The sequence below is a fragment of the Comamonas sp. DB36 genome, from assembly GCF_057914905.1.
The window spans coordinates 2699363-2713550 of record NZ_CP196631.1 but is presented as its reverse complement, the minus strand read 5'-3'; the positions used below and the strand labels follow the sequence as shown (position 1 = coordinate 2713550).

Genomic DNA, 14188 nt, shown 5'->3' with positions numbered 1-14188 from the left:
AACCCCGGTTGCGCAAGCAGCCGGGGTTTTTTCTTTGGCGCAGCGCATGGATGTCATGCGGCAAAGGGATTACCCTGATTGACCTCGCGCTGCTCAGGGATGAACGTGAATGGCGAAAATTGTCGATTGATCAGCCTGGCGTTGCTGTGCCCGTTGCACAGAGCGGACGATCCAGGCTGAGTGATTGGGAGTTGAGCCTTGAAAACAAAAACAATCCCGCCCCTTGGCGGTTGGCGTGTCTGGCTGTATGCCCTGGCACTGGTGCTGCTTGCAGCCGGACTGTTCTTGACCATTGGCGGCGCCGTATTGGTGCAGCGTGGCGGCAGTCTTTACTTCGTGCTTGCAGGCCTGGTCATCACCGCCGCCGCGGTGCAGGTCGGCCGTGGCCGCAGTTCGGGCGCCTGGCTTTATCTTGCGGCGCTGGCAGGCACCGTGGTCTGGGCGCTGGCCGATGTGGGCCTGGACTTCTGGGGATTGATCTCGCGCCTGCTGGCGCTGGTGTTCCTGGGCGCCGTGGTGGCCTTCACCTTGCCGCTGCTGCGCCGAGCCCAAGGGCTGGCGCCCGCGCGTGCGCAAGGCGTGGCGATAGGCGGCGTGCTGCTGGTGCTGGGCGTCATCGGCTTTGGCGGCATGTTCGTCAAGCATCCCGAAGTCGTGGCCGCGGCGCCCGCTGCCAAGCAGGTGCCGGTGCAGCCCGGAGCAGAGCAGAAGGACTGGGCCCACTACGGCAATGACGCCGGCACGCAGCGCTTCGCGGCGCTCGACCAGATCAATGCCTCCAACGTCGGCGAGGTGGCCGTGGCCTGGACCTTCCAGCACGGCGACATTCCCCAGTCGACGGGCGCGGGCTCCGAAGACCAGCTCACTCCCATGCAGGTCGGCGACAAGCTGTTTGTCTGCACGCCGCACAACAACGTGATCGCGCTTGACGTCGACACCGGCAAGCAGCTGTGGCGCCGCGATTTCAACGCTTCCGTGGGCGGCGTCTGGGAACGCTGCCGCGGCCTGGCGTATTTCGACATCAACGCCGCGATTGCCGCGCCCACGGTGGCCGGCTCCAGCCCGGTGACGCCCGTGTCGCTGCCGGCTTCGGGCGGCTGCGAGCGCCGCGTGGTGATGAACACCATTGACGCGCGTCTGGTTGCGATCAACGCCGACAACGGCGAAATGTGCGCCGAGTTCGGCGACAAGGGCGAGGTCGACCTCAAGGCCGCAATGGGCAACATCGCCAACAAGGCGTTCTACACCATGACCTCCGCGCCCACGGTGGCCGGCACCGCCATCGTTGTCGGCGGCCGTGTCGCCGACAACGTCCAGGTCGACATGCCCGGCGGCGTGATGCGCGCCTTCGACGTGATCAGCGGCAAGATGCTGTGGCACTTCGATCCGGGCAGCGACAACCCCAACGCTCCTTTGAACGCCGAGCAGAACTTCCAGCGTTCCACGCCCAACGTCTGGGCCGGCATTTCCTACGACCCGACGATGAATGCCGTGTTCCTGCCCGTGGGCTCGGCTTCGGTCGACCTGTATGGCGCGACGCGCAGCGCGCTGGACCGCAAGTACGGCGCCTCGGTGCTGGCGCTGGACGCCGCGACCGGCAAGGAAAAGTGGGTCTACCAGACCGTGCACAACGACCTGTGGGACTTCGACGTTCCCATGGCGCCGTCGCTGATCGACTTCCCCAAGGCCGACGGCAGCAATGTGCCGGCTGTGGTGGTCGCCACCAAGGCCGGTCAGATCTATGTGCTGGACCGCGTCACGGGCCAGCCGCTGACCGCCGTGGAAGAGCGTGAAGTCAAGCCCGGCCGCATTGCGGGCGAGCACTACTCAAAGACCCAGCCGTTCTCCGTGGGCATGCCGCAGATCGGCGCGCAGACGCTGACCGAGTCCGACATGTGGGGCGTGACGCCGTTTGACCAGCTGCTGTGCCGCATCGATTTCAAGGGAATGCGCTACGACGGCCTGTACACCGTGCCCGACACCGACAAGTCGCTGTCCTTCCCCGGCTCGCTGGGCGGCATGAACTGGGGCGGCCTGTCGAGCGACCCAAACAACAACCTGCTGTTCGTCAACGACATGCGCCTGGGTCTGTGGGTCACCATGGTCGAGCAGAAAAAGAACGACAAGCTGTCCGACGGCGGCGAAGCACCCAACGTCGGCATGGGCCAGGTGCCGCTGGGCGGCACACCGTACTCGGTGATGAAGAACCGTTTCCTGTCGGCGCTGCAGATCCCTTGCCAGAAGCCGCCGTTCGGCACCATGACCGCCATCGACCTCAAGACGCAGAAGGTGGCGTGGCAGGTGCCGCTGGGCACGGTGCAGGACACCGGTCCTTTCGGCATCAAGATGCTGCTGCCTATGGAAGTCGGCATGCCCACGCTGGGTGGCTCGGTCGCCACGCAGGGCAACCTGGTGTTCTTTGCGGGCACCCAGGATTACTACCTGCGCGCGCTCGACACCGCCACCGGCAAGGAAGTCTGGAAGCAGCGCCTGCCCGTGGGCAGCCAGGGCACGCCCATGACCTACAAGTCGCCCAAGACCGGCAAGCAGTACGTGGTGATCTCGGCCGGCGGCGCACGCCAGTCGCCCGACCGCGGCGACTATGTGATTGCCTACGCCTTGCCCGACAAGAAGTGAACGCCGCCGGCTTGCCGGCACGCGCATGGAAAAAGGCCACCCCAGGGTGGCCTTTTTCGTGGGCGAATGCCGCGCTCCGGCCTACTCTTCCAGCAGCGAGCGCAGCATCCAGGCCGTCTGCTCGTGCACCGACAGGCGCTGGGTCAGCAGGTCGGCCGTGGGCTCGTCGGCGGCCTTGTCGGCAATCGGAAACAGGGCGCGCGCGGTTCGCGCCACGGCTTCGTGGCCGTTGACCAGAATGCGCACCATCTCGAGCGCCGCCGGCGGCTTGATGGGCGCGTCGTCCAGCGAAGTGAGCTGGCCGTACTGCGCGTACGAGCCCGGCGCCACATGGCCCAGCGCGCGTATGCGTTCGGCAATCAGGTCGGCGGCATTCCACAGCTCGGTGTACTGCTGCATGAACATCTGGTGCAGGCTGTTGAACATCGGGCCGGTCACGTTCCAGTGGAAGTTGTGCGTGGTCAGGTACAGCGTGTAGTTGTCGGCCAGCAGGCGCGACAGGCCTTCGGCAATGGCCTGGCGGTCCTTGGCCGAGATGCCGATATTGATGGTGTGGGCCTGGGCTGCGGGGATGACTACGGATTTCTTGGGCACTGCGGACTCCTTGGGGTTGAAACAAGCTGTGGTTGAAATCGCTGCTGCACGTTGTAGGGGCACTAGGCAGACTCTAGCGCGTAACGGTCAGGCTCGCCACCCGTCCATGGCGCGTTGTTCAAGGCGGCGGGCGCGCGCAGTTCGCGCGGGCCGGCACGGCGGGCGGCAGAAAGCGTATGCGCGTGCGCCGCACCAGTTCCTCGTAGCTGATGGGCGGCAGCGCCGTGGTGCCGGCGTCATTGGCCAGCCAGTGGGCCCAGCTCTTGCCGCTGCAAGGGTCGTAGACCAGCTTGAACAGATGGCTGGGCACCTGCACCTTGCCCGGGCCTATGGTGGGCGCGGGCGCGGCAAACACCGGTCCGGTGAAGACATAGACATCGGCCTGGGCGCGCAGCACATATTGGCGCGTGTGCTGCTCGATTTCCGACCAGGCACCGGCGTTGAAGGTCTGGTCCTGGGGCACCATGTTGGCCAGGCTGAAGCTTTGCGCCATGGCGTAGGGCGAGCCCATGTCGCCGGCCGGAGCCATGTGGCCGCGCGAATAGCCCGAATCGCGGTAGTCGGCCAGCTCCGCACGCTCGCCGCGCGGCAGGCGCGCATCGGCAAAGAAGCGGTTGGCGCGCTTTTGTCCGCGCGCGGCGTTGATCAGCGCGCGATCTAGGTGTTCCACCACGAAGACCGGCGTCTTGGTCTCGCCGCTGTGCAGCACGGCAAAAGCGCTGTAGCACAGCTCGCGCAGCGCGGGCGCGCCCGGCACCACGGGAGGCTTGCGCGCAGGGAAGAACTGCGGGCATTCGGAGAACGCCGTATCGATGGGCGAGAGCTGCGGCACGGGCTGCAGCGCGCAGCCGGCGAGCAGTGCCAGCAGTCCGCTGGTGGCGTGCAGTTTCCAGCGCCCACGCGCCATGCCATGGCATGTCTTCATTGCACCTCCTGCGTGAAGGGCGTGTGCATGACAAGGCGCATGTGTCTGGCATTGCCAAGGCCCCTGAATTTCCATCATAGGGGGACTATGTCTGCGCAAAGGGAAGAAACCATGGCCGGTTATCTGATGAAAAGCGCCGCATTTTTCGGCGCCTGGTGCCTGCTCGCGGCCTGCGCGCCCCAGCCCATACGGCCCGCAGGGCTGGTCAATCCCGCGACCAGCTACTGCCATGCGCGCGGCGGCAGGACGCTGCTGGGCTACACGGCCGAAGGCCGCGAAGGCCTGTGCTTTCTGCCCGATGGATCGCTGGTCGATGAGTGGCAGCTGTATCGCGCCGACCACCCCTGCAAATAGCGCGTTTGCCGGGTGCCCATGGCGGGCCCGGGAGCCGTGCGCCCGCCGAGGTCATGGCATGGCAGGCACAATGCCGTTCTGCGCCGGCCACCCCTGCTGGTTTGCTGTTTTGATTGAGTGCAATGAATACCAAGACTTTATATGCTGCCGCAGCCCCTTTCGAGGCGGCGCGACAGCTGACCGGGCACGCGCCAGCGCACCCGGCATCCCGCCTGCATGGCCATGGCTTCATGGCCCGCGTCCAATGCGCCATAGAAGCCGGCTGGGCTGATTATCCCGGCGGCGAAGTGGAAAAGCTCCAGCAAAGGCTGGCCGCGGCCCTGGTGCCGCTGGACTATCGCCACCTGAACGAGCAACTGGCCGATCCCAGCGACATCAACATCGCGCGCTGGCTCGCCCGGCAGCTGGCCGACCCGGCGCTGGGCCAGATGGAAATCGGCATCGACAGCACCGAGCGCCAGGGCGCGCTGCTTGACGCCGCGGGCCAGGCCCATGTCTGGCGCCGCTATGTGTTCCAGTCGGCGCACCGGCTGCCCAACGTGCCCGAAGGCCACAAGTGCGGGCGCATGCACGGCCATGGCTTCGAGGTCATTGTCCAGGCGCGCGCCGACGAAGGCGTCGATTACGACCGGCTCGACGCGGTCTGGGCGCCGCTGCAGCACGCCTTGCACTATGCCTGCCTCAACGAGCTTGCCGGGCTCGAGAACCCGACCAGCGAGATGATGTCCAGCTGGATCTGGCAGCGGCTGCAGGCGCAGCTGCCCTCGCTGGCACTGGTCACGGTCTACGAGACCGCGTCCTGCGGCGCGCGCTTCGACGGCCGGCAGTACCGCATCTGGAAGGACCTCACGCTCGACAGCGCGCGCCAGCTGCGGCGTGCGCCCGAAGGCAGCGTGCAGCGCCGCCTGCACGGCCACACCTATACGCTGCGCCTGCACCTGAGCGCGCCGCTGGACCAGATCATGGGCTGGACCGTGGACTTCGGCGATGTCAAGCAGCTGTTCAATCCCTTGTTCAAGGCGCTGGACCACAGGCCGCTGCACGAGATCGCCGGCCTCGAAGACTGCGATACCGCAACCCTGGCGCAGTGGATTCTGGCCCAGGCGCGCGCCGATCTGCCCCAGCTCGATGGCGTTGACCTGTTTGAAACCCGCGGCTGCGGCGCGCTGGTCGCGGCCCAAGGAGTGACGCCATGACCTATTCCGTCAAGGAAATCTTCTACACGCTGCAAGGCGAGGGCGGCCAGGCGGGGCGCGCGGCGGTGTTCTGCCGCTTTGCGGGCTGCAACCTCTGGACGGGCCGGGAAAAGGACCGCGCCAAGGCCATCTGCCAGTTCTGCGACACCGATTTCGTCGGCACCGACGGCGAGGGCGGCGGCAAGTTCGCCACGGCCCAGGCGCTGGCCGAGAAAGTGAAGTCGCTGTGGCCCGACTCGCCTTCGGGCAAGCCGCTGGTGGTCTGCACCGGCGGCGAGCCGCTGATGCAGCTGGACCAGGCGCTGGTCGATGCGCTGCATGCCTGCGGCTTCGAGATCGCGGTGGAGACCAACGGCACCCAGCCCGCGCCCCAGGGCCTGGACTGGATCTGCGTGAGCCCCAAGGCCGGTGCGCCGCTGGTGCTGAGCGCGGGCTCCGAGCTCAAGCTGGTCTTTCCCCAGCCCGGCGCCATGCCCGAGCAGTTTGCCGATCTGGCGTTCACCCACCATTTCCTGCAGCCCATGGACGGGCCCGACCAGCAGCGCAACACGCGCCTGGCCATCGACTACTGCATGGCCCACCCACAATGGCGGCTGTCGATACAGACCCACAAGGTGGTTGGCATCGCCTGAGCGGCAAGGCTGCAGCGAGCCCCTGCGGCGTTATTGCTCCTGGCGCTTGAACACGATCCAGGCACTCCAGAAAAGGCTGGAGAAAAACCGCAGCGGTTGGTCAAAGCCCGCGCCCTGCAGCAGCGACTCGACTTCGGCTTCCGAAGCCGGCGGCACCGCGCCCTGGCGTATCTTGCCGAGCTTGGCCTCGACTTCGGCCTCGCTGGCACCCGCCAGGCGCCAGCGCTGCGCCCATGCGGCAAGAAACAGCGGCTGGGATTCATAGGCGCAGCGGTTGCACGCCAGAATGAACGGCGCTCCGGGCGCGAGCCGGTCGGCGACGGCGCGCAGAATGTCCTTCTTGGCCTGCTGCTGCGGCAGGTGGTGCAGCACGCCGATCAGCGTCGCGGCATCGAAGGCGGCGCTCGCGGGCAGCGCGTCCAGCGTTCCCGCGAACGGCGTCACGCGCTCGCCCAGGCCGGCCTGGGCAATGCGCTCCATGGCGGTATCCAGCATGGTTTGCGCGGGATCGACGGCAACGAATTGCCAGGCAGGCTGCAGCTGCGCGGCGCTGATGATTTCCTGGCCCGTGCCGCCGGCGCCGCCCACCAGAATGCGCGCCTCGCCCGCGCCCAGATGGGCCGACAGCAGGCAGGCCGCGAGCTCATGGCAGGCGTCGTAGCCGGCCAGCGCGATGCGGCTTTGGGTGGCGTACTCCTGGGCACGCGACTGATCGAACTTGGTGATGGATTCAGCGGCAGACATGCGGCTATCTTAGGCAGCTCCGATGCGCGCAAAAAGCCGTGGTCGGCGATTGGCGGCATCGCCGTTGCAGAAGCTCACTGCCGCTGATCGATGGGCACGAACGCCAGATCGTCGGGCCCGGTGTAGTGGGCGCTGGGGCGGATGATCTTGTTGTCCTGGCGCTGCTCGATCACATGCGCGGCCCAGCCGCTGGTGCGCGCGATCACGAACAGCGGCGTGAACATGGCTGTGGGCACGCCCATCATGTGATAGCTCACTGCGCTGAACCAGTCGAGGTTGGGGAACATGCGCTTGCTGTCCCACATCACGGCCTCGATGCGCTCGGCAATCGCATACATCCTGGTGCTGCCCGCCTGCAGCGACAGCTCCTCGGCAACGCGCTTGATGATGGTGTTGCGCGGGTCGCTCACGGTGTAGACCGGGTGGCCGAAGCCTATGACCACTTCCTTGGCATCGACGCGCCGGCGGATGTCGGCCTCGGCCTCGTCGGGGTTCGCATAGCGCTTCTGGATCTCGAAAGCGACTTCGTTGGCGCCGCCGTGCTTGGGGCCGCGCAGCGCGCCTATCGCGCCCGTGATCGCCGAGTGCATGTCGCTGCCCGTGCCCGCGACCACGCGCGCGGTGAAGGTCGAGGCGTTGAACTCGTGCTCGGCATAGAGATTGAGCGAAGTGTGCATCGCGCGCTCCCAGGCGGCGCTGGGTTTTTCGCCATGCAGCAGGTGCAGGAAATGCGCGCCTATCGAGTCGTCGTCGGTCTCGACATCAATGCGCTTGCCCTGGGTGCTCCAGTGGTACCAGTACAGCAGCATCGAGCCCAGGCAGGCCAGCAGCCGGTCGGCGATGTCGCGCGCGCCCGGCGTGTTGTGGTCATCCTTTTCGGGCAGCACGCAGCCCAGCGTCGACACGCCGGTGCGCATCACGTCCATGGGATGGGCATTCGCGGGCAGCTGCTCCAGCGCGTCCTTGACGCTGGCCGGCAGGCCGCGCATCGCCTTGAGCCTGGCCTTGTAGGCCTTGAGTTCGGCGCGCGTGGGCAGCTTGCCGTGCACCAGCAGGTGGGCAATTTCCTCGAAAGTGCAGACTTCGGCGATATCGAGAATGTCATAGCCGCGGTAGTGCAGGTCGTTGCCGGTCTTGCCTACGGTGCACAGCGCGGTATTGCCCGCGGTGACGCCGGACAGCGCGACCGATTTCTTGGGCTTGGGGAGGTGGGGGGTGGCGAGGGCGAGTGTCATGTCAGGTCTCCTGGAATGCGGCTTGGGATTGGGTGGCGGGGGAAACGGTGGCGCTGCGCTGCAGGAAGTCCTGGGCGAAGCGCTGCAGCACGCCGCCGGCTTCGTAGATGGACAGTTCCTCGGCGGTGTCGAGCCGGCATTGCATGCGCACGTCGTGCTGGCGGCCGTCGCGCCGCGTGATGCGCAGCACCAGCGATGCGCTGGGCGCGGGCATGCCCAGCACGTCGTAGGTTTCCGTGCCGTCGAGTGCCAGCGTGTGGCGGTCGCAGCCCGCAAGGAATTGCAGCGGCAGCACGCCCATGCCGATGAGGTTGGTGCGGTGTATGCGTTCGAAGCTTTGGGCGGCGATGACTTCGACCCCTGCGAGCCGCACGCCCTTGGCCGCCCAGTCGCGCGACGAGCCCTGGCCGTAGTCGGCACCCGCAATGATGATCAGCGGCTGGCGGCGTGCCATATAGGTTTCTATGGCTTCCCACATGCGCAGCACCCGGCCTTCGGGCTCCAGCCGCGCCAGCGACCCCTGGCGCGTGCGGCCCTGGTCATCGACCACCATTTCATTGCGCAGTTGCGCATTGGCCAGCGTGGCCCGCTGGGCCGTGAGGTGGTCGCCGCGGTGCGTGGCATAGGAGTTGAAATCCTGCTCGGGCAGGCCCATTGCGGCCAGGTACTCGCCCGCGGCCGAATCGCGAGTGATCGCGTTCGACGGCGACAGGTGATCGGTGGTGATGTTGTCGGGCAGCAGCGCCAGCGGCCGCATGCCGCGCAGCGAGCGCTCGCCGGCCAGCGCACCTTCCCAGTAGGGCGGACGGCGGATATAGGTGCTCTGCGCGCGCCAGTTGTAGAGCGGCGCGACGCGGGCGGCGCCGATGGAGCGCAGGAACATGGGCGCATAGACCTGTTCGAATTGCGCGGGCTGGACCGCAGCCTGGACCACGGCGTCGATCTCGGCATCGTCGGGCCAGAGGTCGTGCAGGCGGATCTCGCGGCCGGCGTGCACGCCCAGCACATCGCGCTCTATGTCAAAGCGTATGCTGCCCGCAAGCGCATAGGCAACGACCAGCGGCGGCGAGGCGAGAAAGGCCTGGCGGGCCTGGGGGTGGATGCGACCGTCGAAATTGCGGTTGCCGGACAGCACGGCCGTGGTGTGCAGTTGGCGCGCCTCGATTTCCTGCGCAATCTGCGGCGCGAGCGCGCCCGACATGCCGTTGCAGGTGGTGCAGGCAAAGCCGACGATGCCGAAGCCCAGCTGCTCGAGTTCGCGGTCCAGGCCCGCGGCCCGGAGATACAGCGCGACGGTGCGCGAGCCCGGTGCCAGCGACGACTTGACCCAGGGCTTGCGCGTCAGCCCGAGCCGGTTGGCATTGCGCGCCAGCAACCCGGCGGCGATCACATTGCGCGGATTGCTGGTGTTGGTGCAGCTGGTGATCGCGGCAATGATCACCGCGCCATCGGGCATCAGGCCGTCGGGCTGTGGCGACGCCGGCTCCTGTGCGATGCCGCGCGCCGCAAGCTCCGAGGTCGGCACGCGCGCATGCGGATTCGATGGCCCCGCAATGCAGCGCACCACGCTCGCCAGATCGAAGCGCAGCACGCGGTCATACACCACCTGTTCCAGCGTCTCGGCCCACAGCCCCGCGTGGCGCGCATAGGTTTCGACCAGCGCAACCTGCGCTGCCGCGCGCCCCGTGAGGCGCAGATAGGCCAGGGTCTGCGCGTCGATGGCGAACATCGCGGCGGTCGCGCCGTATTCAGGCGCCATGTTGGAAATCGTCGCGCGGTCGCCCAGCGTGAGCCCGGCCACGCCGTCGCCGTGGAATTCGAGATAGCTGCCCACGACCTTGTGCGCGCGCAGGAACTCGGTCAGCGCGAGCACGATGTCGGTGGCGGTGATGCCCGGCTGGCGCGCGCCCGTGAGCCGCACGCCCACGATGTCGGGCACGCGCATCCACACGGCCCGGCCCAGCATCACGCTCTCGGCTTCCAGCCCGCCCACGCCCACGGCCATCACGCCCAGCGCGTCGACATGGGGCGTGTGGCTGTCGGTGCCGACCAGTGTGTCGGGGAAGGCGACGCCGCCTTGCACCTGCACCACGGGGCTCATCCGCTCCAGATTGATCTGGTGCATGATGCCGTTGCCCGGCGGCACCACATCGACGTTCTCGAAGGCTTTCTGGCACCAGTCTATGAAGTGGAAGCGGTCGGCATTGCGCCGGTCTTCGATCGCGCGGTTGGTCGCAAACGCTTGCGGGTCGTCGCCGCCGCATTCGACGGCCAGCGAATGGTCGACGATCAGCTGCACCGGCACCACGGGGTTGACCTGCGCCGGGTCGCCGCCCTGCGCGGCGATCGCATCGCGCAGCCCGGCGAGATCGACCAGCGCGGTCTGGCCCAGGATGTCGTGGCACACGACGCGCGCCGGAAACCAGGGAAAGTCGCTGTCGCGCCGGCGTTCGATCATCTGTCGCAGGCCTTGGTCGCGCAGCGCGGGCGCGCAGCGGCGCAGCAGATTCTCGGCATGCACGCGCAGCGTATAGGGCAGGGCGGCCCAGGCGCCGGGGCGCAGCGCCTCGACGGCGGCGCGCGCGTCGAAGTATTCAAGCGCCGTGCCGGGCAGGGCGCGCAGGAAGTCGGTTTTCATGTGGGTCGTGGGCGTGATAGGCTTGCGAAGATTTGCAATTTACGCAAGACCTTGCACTGCGAACAGTCCTGAATTGGCGAATGTTTGCGAATCACAAACCGCTAATTTGCGAAGTTTGCGAATTTCTGGAGACCGACTTTCATGGCCAAAACTTTCATGGGCGTGCGCCTGCGCTCGCTGCGCGCCGAGCGCGGCATGACACAGCTGGCGCTGGCCCACGCGCTGGGGCTGTCGCCGAGCTACGTCAACCAGCTCGAGCAGGACCAGCGCCCGTTCACGGTGTCGGTGCTGCTCAAGATCCACCGCCTGCTGGGCGTGGACATCCAGCAGTTTTCCGAAGACGAGCAGGCGCGCGTGCTGGCCCAGCTGGGCGATGCGTTGGCCGCGCTGCCGGGCGCGCCGGCCGTGCCCCAGCCCGAGCTGCGCGAAGTCGCGGCCAAGCTGCCGCAACTGGCCCAGGCCATCCTGGCGCTGCACCGCCGCCACACCGAAGATGTGCAACGCCTCGAAGCGCTGTCGGCCCGGCTGGGCGACAGCCGCGCCGAAGGCGAGGACTGGGCCGCGGCGCCGCTGCGCCAGATGCCGTTCGAGGCGGTGCGCGACTTCTTCTTTGCCCACCGCAATTACTTCGACGCGCTGGACCGCGCGGCCGAAGCCTGGGCGGGCGAAGCCGGCGCCCAGGGCGCGGCGCTGGTCGACTGGCTGGTGACACGGCTGCGCGCGCAGCACGCCGTGCAGGTACAGCGCAGCGCGCGCGCGGCCCAGGGCCCGCTGCGCAGCTACGATGCGGCCAGCCGCACCTTGTTTCTGTCGGCCGAGCTCGCGCCGGGACAGCAGGCATTCCAGATGGCAACGCAGCTGGCGCTGCTCGAAATGGCGCCGCTGATGGACGAATGCCTGGCGACCGGCAACTGGCAGGACCAGGCCACGCGCCGGCTGGCGCGCATAGGCCTGGCGCACTACGCCGCCGGCGCGCTGGTGCTGCCCTACGGCGAATTCCTGCAGGCCGCGCAGACGCTGCGCCACGACATCGACCGGCTTGCGCGCCAGTTCGGCGTGGGCTTCGAGACCGTATGCCACCGGCTTTCCACGCTGCAGCGCCCGGGCGCGCCGGGCGTGCCGTTCTTCTTCATCCGCGTCGACCGCGCGGGCAACATCTCCAAGCGGCAGTCGGCCACGCATTTCCACTTTTCCAAGACCGGCGGCACCTGCCCGCTGTGGAATGTCTACGAAGCCTTTGCCCAGCCGGGGCGCATCCTGCCCCAGCTCGCCAGCATGCCCGACGGACGCACCTACCTGTGGGTCGCGCGCAGCATCTCCCATGCGGGCGCGGGCTGGGGCACGCCGGGCAAGATGTTTTCCATCGGCCTGGGCTGCGATGTGCAGCACGCGGCGCGGCTGGTCTACTCGGAAGGCATGGATCTCAAGGGCGCGCATGTGGCCACGCCCATAGGCATGGGCTGCAAGGTCTGCGAACGCAGCGCTTGCCCGCAGCGCGCGTTTCCGTTCGTCGGCAAGCCGCTGCTGGTCAATGAGAACGCGCAGGGCTTTGTGCCTTATGCGGCGGTGCAGGGCCAGCCGGACTGAGCGCTGGCAAGCGCCGCTTGTGGACCGCCAGCCACAGCGCGGGTGAGCGGCGATTTTTCACGACTACAATGAGAATACTTCTCATCTGCGCTGGATTCCGTTCATGCCCATGCCGTTTGCCGCCGACCCGGTACACACGCTCTACGTCGACCACCACCGCTGGCTTCAGGCCTGGCTGCGACGCAAGCTGGGCGATGCACACCAGGCGGCGGATCTGGCGCATGACACGTTCGAGCGCGTCATCGTCGCCCGCCAGGCGCATGCGCTGCAGGAGCCCAGGGCCTATCTCACCACGCTGGCGCAGCGCGTTCTCTACAACTTCTGGCGCCGGCGCGAACTGGAGCAGGCCTGGCTGGACGCGCTGGCCTCGATGCCCGAAGAATGCGCCCCCTCACCTGAAGACTATCTGCTGGTGCGCGAGGCCATCGAGGCCATTGACGCCTGGCTGGACGGAATGCTGCCCAAGGTGCGCCAGGCTTTCCTGCTGCGCCGCATCGATGGACTCAAGTACGCCGAGATCGCCGCGGCCATGGCGGTGTCCGAAGCCAGCGTGGAGCGCTACATGAAACAGGCGCTGGTGCATTTGTGCAGCGCGCCGTCTGCGCCCGGAGACTGAGCGCGTGGACACCGTGATGGAGCAGGCCATCGACTGGATGGTGTGCCTGGATTCGGACCGCGCCACGGCCAGTGACCGGCAGCGGTTTGCGCAGTGGCTTGCGGCCTCGGGCGCGCATGCCAGCGCCTGGGAGCATCTGCAGGCGCGTCTGCAGGGCGCAGACGTGCAGCCCGCGATTGCGCAGTTGCGCGATGGCGGCCTGGCGGCACGCGCGGGCGTGCAGGCGCTGGCCGTGCCGGCTCCCACGGTTGCGCGCCGGCGCGCGCTGCATGGCGGCCTCGCGGCGGTGCTGCTGAGCGTTGGCGCGGGCTGGCTGCTGCACCGACAGACACCGCTGGGCACGCTGAGCGCCGACCTGCGCACCGGCACGGGCGAGCGCGGTCGCCACGCACTGCCCGATGGCAGCACGCTGACGCTCGATGCGCGTTCGGCGGTGGACATTCTCTTCAGCGACACGCAGCGACTGGTGCGTCTGCGCGCCGGCGCGGTCATTGTCGCCGTGGCGCCCTGGCAGGGCGCGGGCTGGCGGCCTTTCGTGGTGCAGAGTGCGCAAGGCAATGTCCAGGCGCTGGGCACGCGCTACATGGTGCGCCAGGAAGAGGAGCGAACGCTGGTGCATGTGATGGAACACAGCGTACGCATCACCACGCGCTCGGGCCGCCGGCACACGCTGGAAGAGGGCGCGACGGCATATTTCAGCGCCAGCGAAGTCACTCCCGTGGACGCATCGCTGATGGCACCCGCGGCCTGGGAAGGCGGCGTGCTCCAGGTGCGCGACCAGCCGCTGGGTGTGGTGATCGATGCCTTGCGTCCCTACCAGCCCGGGCTGATACGCGTGAGTGCGGCCGCGGCCCGGCTGCGCGTGTTTGGCCGGTTCTCGCTGGACAGGCCTGAGCGGGTGCTGCAGGACCTGGTCGATACCCAGCCGATCACGGTCGTGCGGTGGAGCGATTGGCTCACGCTGATCGACGTCAGGGCGCCGCACGCCTGAGCCGGGCCTGGCCTGGCCGCAGCAGTTTTTTTCGCGCCT

12 protein-coding genes are annotated in these 14188 nt (G+C 67.6%); 7 read left to right on the top strand and 5 right to left on the bottom strand.

Translation table 11 applies throughout. The features are described 5' to 3' along the window. Positions 1-198 precede the first annotated feature (198 nt). Positions 199-2637, top strand: coding sequence for a membrane-bound PQQ-dependent dehydrogenase, glucose/quinate/shikimate family (locus ACSVDO_RS12455; protein WP_489592440.1), 2439 nt, complete (start codon positions 199-201; stop codon positions 2635-2637). Positions 2638-2718: 81 nt separating this feature from the next. Here the strand turns inward: ACSVDO_RS12455 and ACSVDO_RS12450 are convergent, their stop codons facing one another. After that, positions 2719-3231 carry a Dps family protein gene (locus ACSVDO_RS12450; protein WP_489592438.1) on the bottom strand — a complete coding sequence of 171 codons (513 nt, stop codon included), beginning with the start codon at positions 3229-3231 and terminating at the stop codon, positions 2719-2721. A gap of 118 nt (positions 3232-3349) precedes the next feature. Then, positions 3350-4156 carry a DNA/RNA non-specific endonuclease gene (locus tag ACSVDO_RS12445; RefSeq protein ID WP_489592437.1) on the bottom strand — a complete coding sequence of 269 codons (807 nt, stop codon included), beginning with the start codon at positions 4154-4156 and terminating at the stop codon, positions 3350-3352. 111 nt (positions 4157-4267) lie between these two features. Here ACSVDO_RS12445 and ACSVDO_RS12440 point away from each other — a divergent pair, with 111 nt between their 5' ends. The 3 genes from ACSVDO_RS12440 (at position 4268) to queE (ending at position 6338) form a co-directional block, all read left to right on the top strand. Continuing rightward, positions 4268-4510: a putative hemolysin gene (locus ACSVDO_RS12440; protein WP_489592436.1), complete on the top strand. Its 243-nt coding sequence runs from the start codon at positions 4268-4270 to the stop codon at positions 4508-4510. A gap of 122 nt (positions 4511-4632) precedes the next feature. Further along, complete coding sequence (locus ACSVDO_RS12435) at positions 4633-5706, top strand: 6-carboxytetrahydropterin synthase (RefSeq protein WP_489592434.1); 1074 nt, start codon at positions 4633-4635, stop codon at positions 5704-5706. Beyond that, a complete protein-coding gene (gene queE, locus ACSVDO_RS12430) occupies positions 5703-6338 on the top strand; it encodes a 7-carboxy-7-deazaguanine synthase (protein ID WP_332537423.1) in 636 nt (211 codons plus the stop codon). The genes ACSVDO_RS12435 and queE overlap by 4 nt, the downstream gene beginning before the upstream one ends. Before the next feature lie 30 nt (positions 6339-6368). Here queE and ACSVDO_RS12425 read toward each other — a convergent pair whose 3' ends face one another. The 3 genes from ACSVDO_RS12425 to acnD form a co-directional block, all read right to left on the bottom strand. Further along, positions 6369-7082 (bottom strand): class I SAM-dependent methyltransferase, encoded by a 714-nt coding sequence (locus ACSVDO_RS12425; RefSeq protein ID WP_489592432.1) that lies wholly within the window; start codon positions 7080-7082, stop codon positions 6369-6371. A 74-nt stretch (positions 7083-7156) separates the two neighbouring features. Further along, complete coding sequence (prpC, locus tag ACSVDO_RS12420; protein WP_489592430.1) at positions 7157-8317, bottom strand: bifunctional 2-methylcitrate synthase/citrate synthase; 1161 nt, start codon at positions 8315-8317, stop codon at positions 7157-7159. A 1-nt stretch (position 8318) separates the two neighbouring features. After that, on the bottom strand, positions 8319-10955 hold the full coding sequence (acnD, locus tag ACSVDO_RS12415; RefSeq protein WP_489592429.1) for a Fe/S-dependent 2-methylisocitrate dehydratase AcnD: 2637 nt from the start codon (positions 10953-10955) through the stop codon (positions 8319-8321). A 141-nt stretch (positions 10956-11096) separates the two neighbouring features. Between acnD and ACSVDO_RS12410 the strand changes: the two genes are divergently transcribed. The 3 genes from ACSVDO_RS12410 to ACSVDO_RS12400 all read left to right on the top strand — a co-directional run bounded on the left by ACSVDO_RS12410 (position 11097) and on the right by ACSVDO_RS12400 (position 14149). Further along, complete coding sequence (locus ACSVDO_RS12410; RefSeq protein WP_489592427.1) at positions 11097-12542, top strand: short-chain fatty acyl-CoA regulator family protein; 1446 nt, start codon at positions 11097-11099, stop codon at positions 12540-12542. A 103-nt stretch (positions 12543-12645) separates the two neighbouring features. Next, positions 12646-13158, top strand: a complete 513-nt coding sequence (locus ACSVDO_RS12405; RefSeq protein WP_489592425.1) for a sigma-70 family RNA polymerase sigma factor — start codon at positions 12646-12648, stop codon at positions 13156-13158. Positions 13159-13162: 4 nt separating this feature from the next. Next, entirely contained in the window at positions 13163-14149 is a 987-nt protein-coding gene (locus tag ACSVDO_RS12400) for a FecR domain-containing protein (RefSeq protein WP_489592423.1), read from the top strand. The last annotated feature ends 39 nt before the right edge of the window (positions 14150-14188 follow it).

Excerpts from the sequence above, each read along its gene's own strand:
- ACSVDO_RS12435 (WP_489592434.1), top strand. The coding sequence starts at position 4,633 with ATGAATACCAAGACTTTATATGCTGCCGCAGCCCCTTTCGAGGCGGCG.
- queE (WP_332537423.1), top strand. The coding sequence starts at position 5,703 with ATGACCTATTCCGTCAAGGAAATCTTCTACACGCTGCAAGGCGAGGGC.
- ACSVDO_RS12410 (WP_489592427.1), top strand. The coding sequence starts at position 11,097 with ATGGCCAAAACTTTCATGGGCGTGCGCCTGCGCTCGCTGCGCGCCGAG.
- ACSVDO_RS12425 (WP_489592432.1), bottom strand. The coding sequence starts at position 7,082 with ATGTCTGCCGCTGAATCCATCACCAAGTTCGATCAGTCGCGTGCCCAG.
- ACSVDO_RS12440 (WP_489592436.1), top strand. The coding sequence starts at position 4,268 with ATGGCCGGTTATCTGATGAAAAGCGCCGCATTTTTCGGCGCCTGGTGC.
- ACSVDO_RS12405 (WP_489592425.1), top strand. The coding sequence starts at position 12,646 with ATGCCCATGCCGTTTGCCGCCGACCCGGTACACACGCTCTACGTCGAC.
- acnD (WP_489592429.1), bottom strand. The coding sequence starts at position 10,955 with ATGAAAACCGACTTCCTGCGCGCCCTGCCCGGCACGGCGCTTGAATAC.
- prpC (WP_489592430.1), bottom strand. The coding sequence starts at position 8,317 with ATGACACTCGCCCTCGCCACCCCCCACCTCCCCAAGCCCAAGAAATCG.
- ACSVDO_RS12445 (WP_489592437.1), bottom strand. The coding sequence starts at position 4,156 with ATGAAGACATGCCATGGCATGGCGCGTGGGCGCTGGAAACTGCACGCC.